Consider the following 14121-nt stretch of genomic DNA (forward strand, 5'->3'; position numbering starts at 1 on the left):
AAATATTTCTTATTTTCCTTAATCACAGGTGAGAAGCTTTAGCATTTCTTCCTGATTTAAGCAAAAAACTTGCGGTCCTGCACTATAAATAAGCCAGACTTCAATAGTTTTATCGGGGTGCAGGTTATGGAGAAGAGCGTAATAAAGAGCCATTTGCAACCAATAAGGGCGGGGGATAGCCCCAACATTTTCAGGCGGGCGGCCAGTCTTGAAGTCGGCAATGATAACATGCGTTTTGCCAATGAATAAACGGTCAATTTGCCCAGAGACGGTGCGTGGTTTATTTTGGAAGTTGATAATTCCCATGAGAGAGACTTCAGCTTGGGCTTTTTGGCTAAAGAGATGGTGAAGGCGCGGGTCATTGAGTAGGCGAAACGTGGTGCGTAAAACTTCTTTTTTTTGAGTCGATTCCCAATGAGGTGCTGCATGTTCTATATAGGTGCGTGCTATAGCATCGCGTTTTTGTTCTGCATGATTAGGTAAATAATGTAATAATTGATGGATGAGAACGCCACGTTCGGTATAAAAGCTCCGTATTTCATGGGTTTTTGTTAGAACGGGGGATTGGGATCCAATGCTGGGGATAGTAAGTGTCTCATCAATTTCAAGCCCCGCCCTTGTCGGGGTTAGAGGGCGCGGGAGGAGTACTTCAGGGTCGGCTTTTTCTAATAAAAAGGAGGGGATTGTTACGGGGGGCGGTAGGCTTGAATTTGTAGTTTTGGGGCTTATGTCAAAGTCCGCGCTTTGGCTAGAATAGCGCCAAGCTTTTGTGATCGGTGCGGGGGGGGTGATGTTTTCACAATGGGGAGCTAAAGCTTCTAAAGCAAGGTTAATCCAGCTGCGTTTTTCTTCGTTTTTACCGCGATAGCCGCATAGTATAAGACGCTCTTCCGCGCGGGTCATCGCCACATAAAGAAGGCGTCGATATTCGTCATCGGCTTGTTTTTTTAAGCCTTCAATTAGGATCGCTGTTTGATCGGTAGTCCAGGCTTTGTTGGGTACCCATAAAAAGTTTCCATCTTTGCCACGTAATAATTTTGGCTGGTGCTGAGCGTTCCAAATGGAGCTACCAGGATCAACCAAAAATACCACCCCAGATTCAAGCCCTTTGGCTGCGTGCACCGTCATAATACGGATGTCTTGGCGATTATGATCGAATTCACGTTTGATTTCGGGGTTATCCTGAACCAAAATTTCAAGGAAGGCTTGTAAACCTAAGATGCCGTTTTGTTGTATGCTTAGCGTATAATCTAAAAAAGCGTCAAGGATATCACCAGCTTGTGCTCCTAAGCGCTCTAGGAATTTTCGGCGTCCACCATCGGCGCTTAAAAGATGGCTGTAGAATTCAAATACTGGGATTTGATCGACAATAGCGCGGTATTTTTGTAAGAGATTGCACGCATCTTTATCCCGTGGGTCTTGGTTTAGGCTTTCCCATAGGCTACCTTTGCGCCCATAGGCTAAGCGGTAAAGCCCTGCTTCATCATAGTTAAAAAGCGGGCTTTTGAGAAGGGAAGCAAGCGAAAGATCGTCTTGGGGTTGTAAGACAAAGCGTCCTAGCGCCATGAGATCGCGTACGGCGATATGATCGGTAAGACGCAAACGATCTGCTCCCGCTACGGGCAGGCCGCGGGCTTTGAGAGCGCGGATTAAGGCTGGTATAAAGGCATCACGTTTGCGTACCAGGATCATAATATCGCTGGGCTCTATTGGTCTGCCTTTGCTATGCAAAATCTCTCCCTTCATGAGCCAATTATCAATGGTTTGGGCGATGGTTTGTGCCAAAAGCAGGGAGGGGGCTTGACTATTATCGTGGGGAGTATGCCAATTTTCAGGTATGGGTGGGGGCGTAGTAGCCAAACTTTCCCATAAGATTACCTCTCCGCGAATGTTCGTGCGTACAGCTTGATGAACGGTAGGCTCTGGATCGGCTGCTAATCCTTGGTAGTTTTTAGGATTTTTAAATATGGTGTCTACACTTTTTAACACGTCTTGGGCAGAGCGGAAGGAATAATTAAGCTGAACTTTTTTGAAATCCAACCGAGCATTATGGGCTCTTGTTTGCACATCTTTGCCATAGCGTGCGAAATCTTCAGGAACAGCTCCTTGGAAGGAATAGATTGATTGCTTTTCATCCCCCACTGCGAAAAGTGTACGCTTAATTTCACGTGCACCCATACCGTTAAAGAACTCTTCCGCCAAGCGCATGATAATTTTCCATTGGGCGGGGCTGGTATCTTGCGCTTCGTCGAGCAAAATATGGTCAATGCCTTGATCTAATTTATAATGAACCCAAAAATTGGCTTCTTTTTGCTCTAGGAGGGACAGGACATGGGTGATGAGGTCATCAAAATCAAGAAGACTTGATGCGGTCTTAAGGTTTTCATACGCGCGCAAGAATTGGTGACAAAGCTGAAAGCCCGCAAGATTGAGGGCGTAGAGTTCAAACTGGTTAAAAAGGTCAAAGGCTTTGTATAGTTCGTCTTGTTTGTGGCTGAGTTGAGTGACCAATTCTGGATGTGCGTGGCAAAGAGCTTTAGGAAGTAAATAGTCAAGAGAGCGTGGGCGAATTTCGCCGCGCGGGCCAGTGAAATAGGCCTCGCGTATACAATCAAGGATAGCATCTGTTTGGGTTAGTTGAGTGAGTTTACGCAACCGTGCAACAAAGTTGTGAAAGTTTTGATGTTTATACTGCTCTGTTAGGGCGGCTAAGTTCGGGGGCAGGTGGCCTAAGATTTTAATATGATCGACGATCTCTTCAACTTGTACTTTTGGGGGAAGTAAAAATTTTTTGCGCAAACTATGTGCGGCTTGGGCTCTTGATGTTTGTAGCGCGCATCCAAAAATCTGGTCAAGATAGGGACGAAGGCTTTGCCGCACACTGATGGCCTCATTTAATAAGCGCTCTAACCCTGTCTCACCAATCTTTTCTAAAATCAGCATGAAGGCTTCGTAAAGGTGAGGTATGTTTTGGGAGTAGGTTTTTTGCAAAAGTAGAGCTTTAGCTTTTTTTAAAATATCAACTCTTGCTAACTCATCCATAAGCTTAAAATGGCTGGGAACTTGCGCTTCTAGCGAAAATTTATGGAGGAGGGACTCGCAGAAAGCGTGGATGGTTTGGATTTTTAAACCCCCAGGGGTTTCTAAGGCTTTCGCAAAAAGCTGACGCGCGTGCGTTAAAGTTTGGGGTTTAGTGATTTTTCCTTGTAAGCGGACGAGCTCATTTTGTAATTTTTTATCATCCCAGCTTGTCCATTGAGCGAGGGTGGAAAAAATGCGTTTTTGCATAACTGCCGCAGCAGCTTTGGTGTAAGTCAGGCAGAGAATGCGCGCTGGTGGGCAACCATGAAGTAGAAGTCGGATTACCCGCTCACTCAAAACGTGTGTTTTTCCGGAGCCGGCATTGGCAGAAACCCAAACTGTTTTTTCGGGGTGTGCAGCTTCGGCTTGGGCGTCAAGGGCTTGGGCAGGAATGGTCATATAAGGCTCCTTTACGCATCATTTGCCGCGGTTTCATTGGCTTCAAAGCCAATAGACCACTCTAATAGGCGGGCTAAATGATCATAATCGCTTTCATAACTGTAGAGGGAAGGTAATGCCCGCGATAGATAGCCTTGCTGTGGTTTTTGGTAGGCACGGATAAGGTTTTCCAGCTGCTGCCACGCTTTATCAGCAAGATTTTTTACATTTTGCTTCTCTTTGTCTATTATGGGTTCTGGTTTGACTTCCCCTCTATTATTCAAGCGGATATAAAGCAATTGCTCAAGTTTAGCATTGGGGCATTCATTAAAGGCTCCTCTCATAAAAAGCGCTGCTTCTAATGCTAACTGCGGCGCTTGAAGGGAAGACGCTTGCTGAGCTGTAGGACTGGTACCAGTTTTGAAATCAATGATATCGGCATAATTATTGGGTAGGATATCGATCCTATCAGCGCGGGCGGAAAGGGTGACGCCAGTATCACCGATAGGGAAAGCGCGGCTTTTAATTTCTGGCCACCTTTTACGGGACCCTAAGCTTTTTTCCCATTCAAGAAAGCGTGGAGCTAAAAGGGTAAGGCGCGGCCACCAAAGCGCCTCAATCTCAGCTGGTAGGGCGAGCATATCAAATTCAGCGCGGGCGATTGAGAGGAAGGTTTGTAAAGCATCCGCGGCGTAGGCGTCGGTATTAGATTGGCTAAAGCCTGCAATGATTGCATGATAGAGTGTGCCCCGTTCGGCAAAGGAAGCATCGTGGATCAAGGGTTTAAGCGGTTTTAGTTTTAAAATATGTTTGGCATAGATGGCGTAAGGGTCACGGCGTAGAGTATCAATTTCTGTAACAGAGAAATGTTTAGGGCGTACCGCAAGCGGTGGCATGGGATTAGGGCGTATGGTAAGAGCAAGATTTTTGTCTTTATCGGGGGCTTGATCTAAAGCGCGGGCCCAATGGAGATATTGTTGTCCACGGGCGCGGATTCTGGCGCTTTGTTCGACGCCTAGAACGGTTTCTAAGCGCTGCAACCAGCGCGAGGCAACAGTAGGCGCTTGTTCGGCCCGTAGAGAACGGCTGAGAATAACCTTGTCCATACCCATGAGAGCCTGAAAATCGTGGGCGCTGCGGCCTATTGTTTGTTCGGGCGGTGGTAAATTTAAGACTGTTTTCATTGGCCTTGACAAAAAGGGATCGCTTTGTCCCTTGGTCGGCCAACCACCCTCGTTAAGGCCTGCTAAGACGGCAGTATCAACGGTTTGCAAGCGAGAGTCTAAGGGCGCCCAAATAAAGAGCCGTGGGTGCCCCCCTGCTTTGGGGGTGATAAAGACGGTGCTTAGCAAGGCGTCAAACATGCGTGGCCAATCATCAAGCGGAAAAGTGAATTTAGCGGTATTTGGATCAAGCCCGCCTGGGGCCTCAACGAGATCACGCAGGAATGTGGCTATAGCTACGCCAGCTTCTTTTTCATAAAGCTTATCAAGCGACCCATCGGGGAGACGGGCGAATGTTTCTAGGGTTTCCACGGTAGCTTTTGCTACTTGTGCGATGGTAAAGGCACCTCCTTGATGGCGCAAAGATTGAAGGGGGGCAACTGCTTGCGCTAGGTATTTGGCCAAAAATTCGGCTTCTTGAATGTGCTTAAGCTGCCAAGCGTCTTCTGGATATTGGGCGCGACTCATAGCGATGAGTCGTGCTTTGATGAATTCATCACATTGATTGATTTCAACCCGCCCTGTACCACCGCGTAAAGCAAAAAGTTCAAAATTTTCGGCTAAGTGGCGAATTTTAGCACGCTCATGCCCTAAGGCGGTGAGCGGATGCTTGAGAAGGGATAAAAAGGCTACACTATCGCTGGGATTAAAAAAGACCTGTAAGATAAGGCGCGCTAGAGTAGCGGGTGGTGTGTGTGCAAGGGGTTGGCCGCTCGAATCGTCAGCATGAATGCCAAAGCGCTCTAATTCGCTGATTACTCGCCGTACAAGCTGGCGATCGGCCGTTATAAGCGCGGCGGTTTTATCAGGTGGGAGGATGGCTTGGCGTAGAGCACAGGCAATTGCTAAGGCTTCCTCGCGTTCATTGGCTGCTTCAATAATCGCGAGATCTTCAATGATCGCTGCATCGTGATCTTTGTTACGGTGTGCCCATTTTTCACTGGTTTGGGCTGGGCGGAAGGTTTCAGATATTAGCGCAGCGCGTTGTTTTTTGCGCGTGCAGAGCGAATCGAGATTAATGACGTGTTCGCGCGGGCTACCAATCTTATTGAGGAATTTTTTGAGATGATATTGTGGGTGGCCAAAAACTGAAGCATCTTCGGCCTCTTTATCTAAATGAAGCCAGCTTTCTTCATCCATATTGAAATCAAGCCCAGGTAAAACTATAGCCCCGTTAGGTAGGCGCGCAATTGCGGATAAAAGTTCAATCACAGCGGGAAGCGAGGCAACAGTGCCTATCGCGAGAATAGGGCGGGCGGTGGATGTTTGATTAAGATGCTGGGCGTGTGCGCGCAAAAGCTGATTTCTAAGAGCCGCCTTGCTAGATTTTTGTTTCTCTTCTAAAACCTTTGGGTAAGCTTGGCGGATAATAGTCAGAAAGCTTAGGGTGATTTGCCACCAATCCGCCAATTGTTCGGGAATAATGGCTTGGAGGTTATCCCAGTCCGCTGCTTCGTTTTCAACCATATCTAGCAAGGTAGCGAGATCTTGAGCAAGCCATAGGGCATCGGCTGTATCGAATGGTCGGGGGGTTGGCGTTGCATAGTTAGAAGGTGGCAGATGCAGGTTTTTCCGCCAAGGTTGGATGAAAGTAGCTAAAAGGATGAGGCGCTCTATGGTGCCGATGGGAGCGGGGTATAGAGGCGGCGGCTCCATGCCTTCAAAAAATAGCATGGTTTCATCTTCGCTCTCGCCTAGGGGGCGAATGGTGGGTAGCAGACTCGTCTTGTTCGGACTTATGTCGATAAAGGCGCTACGAAGAGCGCGCGCGGCACGGCGGGTTGGCACATAAATCAAATAATCAGAGAGGGGTAAGGCCGCGGCTTCAGGAAGGAGGTCACCCGCTTTAAGGCACTTAACAAAATGGGATAAAAAATCCTCTCCATGTGGGATAGAGAAAAGGCGCGGGATTTTTTTTGTCATTCCGCTAACCTTTGTACGAGTTTTATCAGCCGGCTTTTGGCTTTTGATGAGGCGTCTATTTTTAGGCGGCGTCCTTCGTCTTCTTCTTCAAACCACAAAGAAAAGGTGGCCTCATCTAGAACACCTTCGGCCTTTTGGGGCCATTCTACTAACAATACGCCTTCCGCTCGTAGGGCATCAAACCCAAGTTCATCAATTTCGTAAGGATCTAAGAGGCGGTAAAGATCAGCGTGAGCAAGGGGGAAGGGAGGTAAATCATAATAGTGGACGAGGGTAAAGGTGGGGCTTGGAACTTCAAGTTGTTTATCCTGAGCGAGATAGCGAATAAGAGCACGGGCGAAGGTAGATTTTCCCGTTCCGACTTCGCCTGCTAAAGTGATGAGATCCCCCCGCTTAATGTAGTTGGCAAATTCATGAGCAAATTTTATTAAGACGGGCTCATCCTTCAAGAAAATATCCATGGCTGAGCTCCTTTAAGGCCTTTGTTCAAGGCGTAACGTTTCTTGGCGAGCACTTTGTATACTAGTTACGGGCGAGTCATTCCTTGTCGAAAGAGGGAATATGCAGATCACTTCTGTTCCGATCCGAGGGCTTGTATTAATGGTAACCGTACCGCCGTGGAGCTCAACAAAACTTTTTACGATCGATAGTCCAAGCCCTGTACCAGCCCTTACACCGTGGTGGGTGCAGGAGGTGAAACGTTTGAACACACGATCTAATAGCTCTTGTGGGATACCGCAGCCGCAATCATGAATGCTAAAGATTAGATACTCGTTTTGGTGTTTTGCTGTAAAGTGAATTACGCTATCAGTAGGGGCGAAGGCAATGGCGTTATTTAAAATATTTGTAAAGATTTGCCGTAGCCTTGCAGGGTCGCCTTGCATGGTTTCTAACTCTGTTTCTTTTGTTTGTACAATGGTGATGTTTCGTTCTTTTAATTGATTAGCAAAGCGTTGACTTGTATGATTCATCATATCTTTAATGGAGACAGGCTGATTATCTAGTTCCATAATACCAGCGTCTACGGTAGCGAGGTCAAGAATATCATTGACTATATCTAAGAGCGCATAGGATTGGGAGCCAATGAGGCGTAAATAATCGGTTTGCTTTGGGTGCAAAGAGCCAACATAGCCATCTTGTAGGAAGTCGGTAAAGCCGATGATATTAGTAAGGGGTGTTCGCAATTGGTAGGATATGTGTTGGACGAAATCATTGCGCAGACGGTCGGCGCTTTCTAGTGCTTCATTTTTTTCTTGGAGGATACGTGCCATATGAACCGTATCGCTGACATTAACGAAGGTGATCATTGTTTGGCCATGGGGCAGAGGAACCAATGTGTAATCTAAAATCGTACCATTTTTCAAATCTATTCGCCCCGTTTTTCCATCGCGTTGATCGCGAAAACCAGTAACAAAAGCGCTAAATATTGTCCATTCTTGCCCATGGCTTAAGGGAGCACAATGCGCTTCTAAGCGGCTTATATGGGTTTCCTTAATGAGGAGTTCGGGAGGCAGCTGCCATAGGCGGCCAAGGGCGGGGTTTGAGAGGCGTAACAAGCCATCGGCGCCAAAGACAGCGACCCCTTCGGAGAGGTGGTCGATGCTTTCCCCTTGGATTTTGATGAGGATGTTATAACGGCGCTCAAGGTTGATTTGTTCTGTGAGGTTTTCATAAAGCCATGTCATACCACCTTGTGGATGAGGGGAGGCAACGACCCGTAAAATCTGTCCATCAGGCAAGGTCCACATTGCATCGCGATGTTCACCTTTAGGAAGGGGTCGTAAAAGATCTTCTTTCCAGCTTCGCCAGTCGGGTTGGGCGCTGATTTTGCCTGTGCTACGTAAATGGTCTAAGAGGTAGGGGTGGCTGGGAGAGCTATCCAGAAAAGGGCTTTCCAGTCCCCATAAAACTGAAAAGGCTTGATTGCTAAACTTTAGTTTTTGAGCGCAATCAAAAATGGCGATTGCTGTAGGGAGCAAGTCGAGGATTTCAGCGTGGCTTTGGGCGAGTTGTTGTATATTTTGTTCAAGGACTTCCTTTTCACTTTCGTCGTGTAAAAATCCCGCGGTACCATTTGTAGTATAGATATGGCTGATGTTGACAAGTCGCCTTTCTCCACGCAAGATCAAATGTCGCTTTATTTGTGCACGTATCATATCCTTAAAAGGACGGCCTTCTTGTTTGAGTGCCTGTCGTGTACCAGCATCAAGGAGATCATTGCTATGAGCCGCTTGCGGCTGTGTTGCGCTTAGTCGATAAAAAGCTTTGTTGGCAAAACGTAAATTATTGTTTTCATCCTCAAGCCAAAGAGGTTGGTTAATCTGATCAAGGAGGCTGGTAAGGAGCTGGCGTTCAAGGCTAAGAGCTAGTAGCTTCTCTTCAAGAGCTTTAACATCAAGAGCCTTAGCATTAAGGTCTCGACGCAAGCGCTCCACCCACCACAAGGATGCGAGCAGCATCAGGCAAAGCGTTAAGGCTAAAGCAATAAATAGGGCAAAATTGGCCCCGTATATCATGTCTGCTTATCCATTATATACAATTTCTTTTGACCTGTTATCTTTTGATACTGCTTGCTCCTCGCTCTGCTTTTGGGGCGAAGCGACCGGTGCGATTAATAGCGGTAATGATCAGGCTTATAGGGGCCTTCTGGGGGTACACCGATATATTCAGCTTGGGCGCTGGTCAGGGTGGTGAGTTTGATAGAGAGTCGATCAAGATGTAGCCTTGCTACCTTTTCATCTAATGTTTTTGGTAAGACATAGACTTGGTTATCATATTGTTCGCTGCGGGTGAAAAGCTCTATTTGCGCGAGCACTTGATTGGTAAAGGAAGCTGACATTACAAAAGAAGGGTGGCCGGTAGCGTTACCAAGATTTAGGAGGCGCCCTTCTGATAAAAGCAAAAGGCGCTTGCCATCAGGGAATGTGATCATATCAACTTGTGGTTTGATATTAGTCCATGTGAAGTTCTTCAGCGACTGGACATCAATTTCATTGTCAAAATGACCGATATTACCGATAATGCACATGTCTTTGACTAGGCGCATATGTTCAAGCCGAATGATATCTTTATTGCCGGTGGCAGTTATGATGAGGTCTGCGTTGGGGGCAGCTTCTTCTAGGGTGACAACTTCATAGCCATCCATGGCTGCTTGTAGGGCGCAAATTGGGTCAATCTCTGTGATTTTAACGCGGGCGCCAGCGCCTGAAAGAGAAGCGGCTGAACCCTTGCCTACGTCTCCATAGCCACAAACAATCGCCGTCTTGCCAGCGAGCATTATATCGGTGCCGCGGCGTATGCCATCGACTAGCGATTCTTTACAACCATATTTATTATCAAATTTTGATTTGGTGACACTATCATTAACATTCATAGCAGGAAAAGGCAAAAGGCCTTTTTTTTGTAGTTGATAAAGCCGGTTTACGCCGGTGGTGGTTTCTTCACTTACACCTTTTATTGCTGCGCGTTGGCGCGTAAAAAAGTTAGGAGAGGTAGCAAGGCGCTTTTGAATTTGGGCAAAAAGATAAGTTTCTTCTTCTGATTGCGGGTCAGATAAAACATTTTCGCCCGCTTCAGCCCGTGCGCCTAGTAGGATATAAGAGGTGGCATCGCCGCCATCATCTAAGATCATATTTGAGAATTCGTGGTTGGGCCATTGGAAAATAGCATCAATATAGGCCCAATATTCAGCTAAGGTTTCGCCCTTTACGGCAAAAACTGGTGTACCAGCGGCAGCAATAGCAGCAGCAGCATGGTCTTGGGTGGAGAATATATTGCAAGAGGCCCAGCGCACTTGGGCGCCTAAAGCTTGCAAAGTTTCAATAAGGAGGGCTGTTTGAATGGTCATATGCAAAGAGCCAGAAATACGTGCTCCTTTCAAAGGGCGGTTTTTGGCAAATTCAGCGCGGCAGGCCATTAAACCTGGCATCTCTGTTTCGGCAATAGCCATTTCTTTACGGCCATAATCAGCGAGCTGAATATCTTTGACCATGTAATCTGTATGTATCATGCTATTTCCTTATATTGGGCCGTATTAAATATCTTTTTGATAGGTGCTAAGAGCTAAAGTTGCAAATTGCCCATTGGGTCGGAATCGCCACAAATAACTGGGTGCGATGGCTGCTATGGGGGTAGGAGTTATGCCTAGGGCTTCAAAGGTACGGCTTTCATTTTGAGCCTGTAGAGTAACACAGCTGTCCAATTGCAAAAGTAAAATTTGCTCACGGGTAGTTTTGGTTGGTATTAGCGGCAATTTGCCGACAAGGCTGAAAAAGCTACCAATAATGCGTCCCATCCAAACGGGTAAAGTGATTAGGCGAGGTTTTTGTTGGATAATGGTGAGAATTTTTTGAAACAATGCCTGTAATGTCACGGTTTCTGGCCCCCCCAATTCATAGATTGTCCCAGCTTTTGCTTCCCCTTCTAGGGCTTTGACAATAAAGGACGCAATATCACCTACATAAACAGGTTGAAAGCGAGCCTTATTAGCGCCAAAGAGTGTTATGATTCGTGCACCTTGAGCTTGGGCGGCCAATCGGTTGAAAAAGCGATCTTCTGGCCCAAAGATGAGCGAAGGGCGTATGATAATGGCATCAGGATAGGCGATTCTTACAGCTTCTTCCCCTAGGCCTTTTGTTTTTGCGTAAGCAAGATTAGAGTCTTTATTGCTCCACAAGGATGACATATGCAAAAGGGGGATTTTTGCTTTTGCTGCTAAATCGGCTACATTTTTGGCGCCTTTCACATGAACCTTGGCAAGGGTGTTTTTACCCAAGGGGGTGAGCATCCCTGCTAAAGAAATAGCGGCATTGGCACCCGCGAGTGCGCGGGCGACATGGCTGCGGTTGGTAATATCAGCGGCAATCATTTGAATTTGTCCAACCCCGCCCATTTGTAATATATAATAAGCTTTTTGTGGGTTTCGCACTGCGATGCGTACGCGGTAACCGCGTTTGGTTAATGCTTCCACTACATGGCGCCCTACAAAACCTGAGCCACCGAACACGGTGATCAATGGCGGATTTTGATAAAGTGCTGTATTTAATCCCATAATTTATCCCTTTTTAGTTCGTGTATAGTTAGCTGGGTGGCGTTCCATTTTCATCGAGGACAGCGCCCGCTAGATAAAGCGATCCAGTGATTAGAACCCATGCATCGGGGTGATTAGAAGCGATTTTACTGAGCGCTACTTTTATGTTTGGTTGTGCTAATGCGCTAATACCCGCTTTTTGTGCTGATAGAGCTAATTCTTGTGGGGGAATTGCTTTTTCCTGGTCGGGTACAGGGACTGTATAAATGTAATCGACCGCCGGCTTTAGGGTATGTAAATATGTATTGCTATCTTTGGTATCAATCATTCCGATAACGGCAACGACGGGACGAGGGTTTTCTTGCCTCCACATTTGCAACTGGGCTGCTAGAACTCGTGCGCCCGCTGGATTGTGACCGCCATCAAGCCAAAGCGCTGAAGGGGGGGGCAAAATCCCCCGCAACGCTCCTTCTTCAAGGGGCTGAAGACGTGCTGGCCAATCAATTTTTATAAGGCCTTGGGCTGCTTCATCTTGGCTTAATGAAAAGCCCGCTGCTTGCACTGCCATGAGGGCAGCGCCAGCATTATCAATTTGATGAGCGCCCTGCAATTTAGGCAAGGGTAGCTTCCAAAGCCGGTTTTGATCTTGAAAGACCAAGCGTTCCTGCTTTTGATAGGCTTGATAGGTGGAGCCAAAGACGCTTAAAGGAGCATTGTTTTGCTGGGCAATATCAGAGAGGATCTCTAGAGTAGGAGCAAACTCTTGCCGTCCTATCACTACCGGGGATTTTGATTTAATAATGCCGCCCTTTTCAAAAGCAATTTTCTCTATGGTTTCACCTAAAAAATTTGTATGATCAAAGGAGATAGGCATGATGAGGGCGCAGGCGGGTTGCTTGATAACATTTGTGGCATCGAATCGGCCGCCAAGTCCTACTTCAAGGATAAGTGCATCGGCAGGATGTTCGGCAAATAAGAGGAAGCCTACCGCGCTCAATGCTTCAAACACCGTTATGGGGTCGTTGTTATTGGTTTTAATGACGGTTGTAATGGCTTCGATCAGAACGTCATCTTCAACAAGCCGCCCGCCACCCGTTGCACCTAAGCGGTAGCGTTCTTGCCAACGTACCAAATGAGGCGATGTGTGGACATGGACGGATAGCCCCTTTGCCTCTAAAAGAGCGCGGCAGGTGGCTGAAGCTGATCCTTTACCATTGGTACCAGCAATGTGGATGACGGGGGGCAATCTTTCGTGCGGATTGCCCAGTTTTTCTAATAAGGCGGTAAGACGGTGCAAAGAGAGATCAATCCCTATGGGGTAAAGGGCTTGCAAATTGTTAATCAAACTTTGCACTTTCGACATATTAATCCTCTAATGTCGCGGCGGTGTTTACTGCTATTGTTTTTTCTAAGGCGGGGGCGGCGCTATCGGACTTGGTTTGATTTGTTGCGGGGTCTTGATAGGCGGGTTTGTTCATCATTAGTCGCAAAAGCCGAGCGATCGTGCTTTTAAGCTCTAGCCGCGAGACGACCATATCTACCATGCCATGGTCGCGTAAATATTCACTGCTTTGGAAGCCTTCGGGCAGGGTTTCACGAATGGTTTGCTGGATCACGCGTGGGCCGGCAAAGCATATCAAAGCGCCTGGTTCCGCAATATGCACATCGCCTAGCATTGCATAAGAAGCGGTAACTCCACCGGTTGTAGGATTTGTTAATACAACGATATAGGGAAGCTTGGCGTCTTTAAGGCGTTCAATCGCCACTGTGGTACGAGGCATTTGCATAAGGGAAAGAGTCCCTTCTTGCATGCGCGCGCCGCCTGAGGCGGCGAAAATAACAAAGGGGCATTGTTCCGTGATAGCAGTCTCAATGGCATGAATGATGGCTTCGCCTGCTGCCATACCTAGCGAACCGCCCATGAAAGCGAAGTCTTGTACGCTAGCGATAAGGGGAAGGTCTTCAATGGTACCGCGTGCGCTAAGAATAGTATCATCATTTCCTAAACGATTGCGATAATCGCGTAGCCTATCGGCATAGCGCTTTTCATCTCGGAACTTTAGGGGATCTTGGACGACCTTAGGGTTTTCTAAGATCTCATAGGTTCCATGGTCAAAAAATGCTTTGAATCGTGCTTTTGCGGGGATGCGCATATGATGGCCTGAGGCGGGCACGACATATTGGTTCTCTTCAAGCTCTTTATGAAAAACCATTTGGCCAGAGGTGGGGTCTTTCACCCATAGATTATCTGGCATTTCTCGTCGCCCAAGCATGGAATTGATCTTTGGGCGTACATAATTGGTAATCCAGTTCATTGTTTTATCCTATAGTCATTTTCAAAAGATCCTATGAGCTTTGTGCCTTTTTGTTTCATAGGCTTTCGTTTGAGCTAGAAGGTTTGCAGCCTTAATCTAAGCGTTTTGTTCTACCTAGGGCTAATCTTTCCTTATATAAGCTATATTCTCGTGAAAAGTCACATATTTTTTC

8 protein-coding genes are annotated in these 14121 nt (G+C 47.0%); all 8 read right to left on the reverse strand.

The genetic code is table 11. From position 1 onward, the window contains the following. Positions 1-18: 18 nt before the first annotated feature. The 8 genes from addA to accD all read right to left on the reverse strand — a co-directional run bounded on the left by addA (position 19) and on the right by accD (position 13949). A complete protein-coding gene (gene addA / locus ACK28X_RS09985) occupies positions 19-3480 on the reverse strand; it encodes a double-strand break repair helicase AddA (protein ID WP_412058810.1) in 3462 nt (1153 codons plus the stop codon). A gap of 11 nt (positions 3481-3491) precedes the next feature. After that, positions 3492-6605, reverse strand: coding sequence for a double-strand break repair protein AddB (gene addB / locus ACK28X_RS09990; protein WP_412058811.1), 3114 nt, complete (start codon positions 6603-6605; stop codon positions 3492-3494). After that, complete coding sequence (gene tsaE / locus ACK28X_RS09995) at positions 6602-7066, reverse strand: tRNA (adenosine(37)-N6)-threonylcarbamoyltransferase complex ATPase subunit type 1 TsaE (protein ID WP_412058812.1); 465 nt, start codon at positions 7064-7066, stop codon at positions 6602-6604. Before tsaE ends, addB begins: the two co-directional genes overlap by 4 nt. Before the next feature lie 12 nt (positions 7067-7078). Continuing rightward, the gene (locus ACK28X_RS10000) at positions 7079-9064 is read right to left on the reverse strand and encodes an ATP-binding protein (protein WP_412058813.1); all 1986 of its coding nucleotides are present in this window, start codon (positions 9062-9064) and stop codon (positions 7079-7081) included. 152 nt (positions 9065-9216) lie between these two features. Further along, a complete protein-coding gene (gene ahcY / locus ACK28X_RS10005) occupies positions 9217-10614 on the reverse strand; it encodes an adenosylhomocysteinase (RefSeq protein ID WP_412058814.1) in 1398 nt (465 codons plus the stop codon). Positions 10615-10638: 24 nt separating this feature from the next. After that, positions 10639-11655: a complex I NDUFA9 subunit family protein gene (locus tag ACK28X_RS10010; protein ID WP_412058815.1), complete on the reverse strand. Its 1017-nt coding sequence runs from the start codon at positions 11653-11655 to the stop codon at positions 10639-10641. Between the two features lie 28 nt (positions 11656-11683). Beyond that, entirely contained in the window at positions 11684-13003 is a 1320-nt protein-coding gene (locus tag ACK28X_RS10015) for a bifunctional folylpolyglutamate synthase/dihydrofolate synthase (protein ID WP_412059121.1), read from the reverse strand. Beyond that, positions 12999-13949: an acetyl-CoA carboxylase, carboxyltransferase subunit beta gene (gene accD, locus ACK28X_RS10020; RefSeq protein ID WP_412058816.1), complete on the reverse strand. Its 951-nt coding sequence runs from the start codon at positions 13947-13949 to the stop codon at positions 12999-13001. The genes ACK28X_RS10015 and accD overlap by 5 nt, the downstream gene beginning before the upstream one ends. Positions 13950-14121: the final 172 nt, after the last annotated feature.

The organism is Bartonella sp. DGB2, assembly GCF_046843095.1.
In the GTDB taxonomy this organism is placed as follows: Bacteria; Pseudomonadota; Alphaproteobacteria; order Rhizobiales; family Rhizobiaceae; genus Bartonella.

What these genes read in the sequence shown, in the direction of transcription:
- addA (WP_412058810.1), bottom strand. Translation starts at nt 3,480, where the DNA reads ATGACCATTCCTGCCCAAGCCCTTGACGCCCAAGCCGAAGCTGCACAC.
- addB (WP_412058811.1), bottom strand. Translation starts at nt 6,605, where the DNA reads ATGACAAAAAAAATCCCGCGCCTTTTCTCTATCCCACATGGAGAGGAT.
- tsaE (WP_412058812.1), bottom strand. Translation starts at nt 7,066, where the DNA reads ATGGATATTTTCTTGAAGGATGAGCCCGTCTTAATAAAATTTGCTCAT.
- ACK28X_RS10000 (WP_412058813.1), bottom strand. Translation starts at nt 9,064, where the DNA reads ATGCTGCTCGCATCCTTGTGGTGGGTGGAGCGCTTGCGTCGAGACCTT.
- ahcY (WP_412058814.1), bottom strand. Translation starts at nt 10,614, where the DNA reads ATGATACATACAGATTACATGGTCAAAGATATTCAGCTCGCTGATTAT.
- ACK28X_RS10010 (WP_412058815.1), bottom strand. Translation starts at nt 11,655, where the DNA reads ATGGGATTAAATACAGCACTTTATCAAAATCCGCCATTGATCACCGTG.
- accD (WP_412058816.1), bottom strand. Translation starts at nt 13,949, where the DNA reads ATGAACTGGATTACCAATTATGTACGCCCAAAGATCAATTCCATGCTT.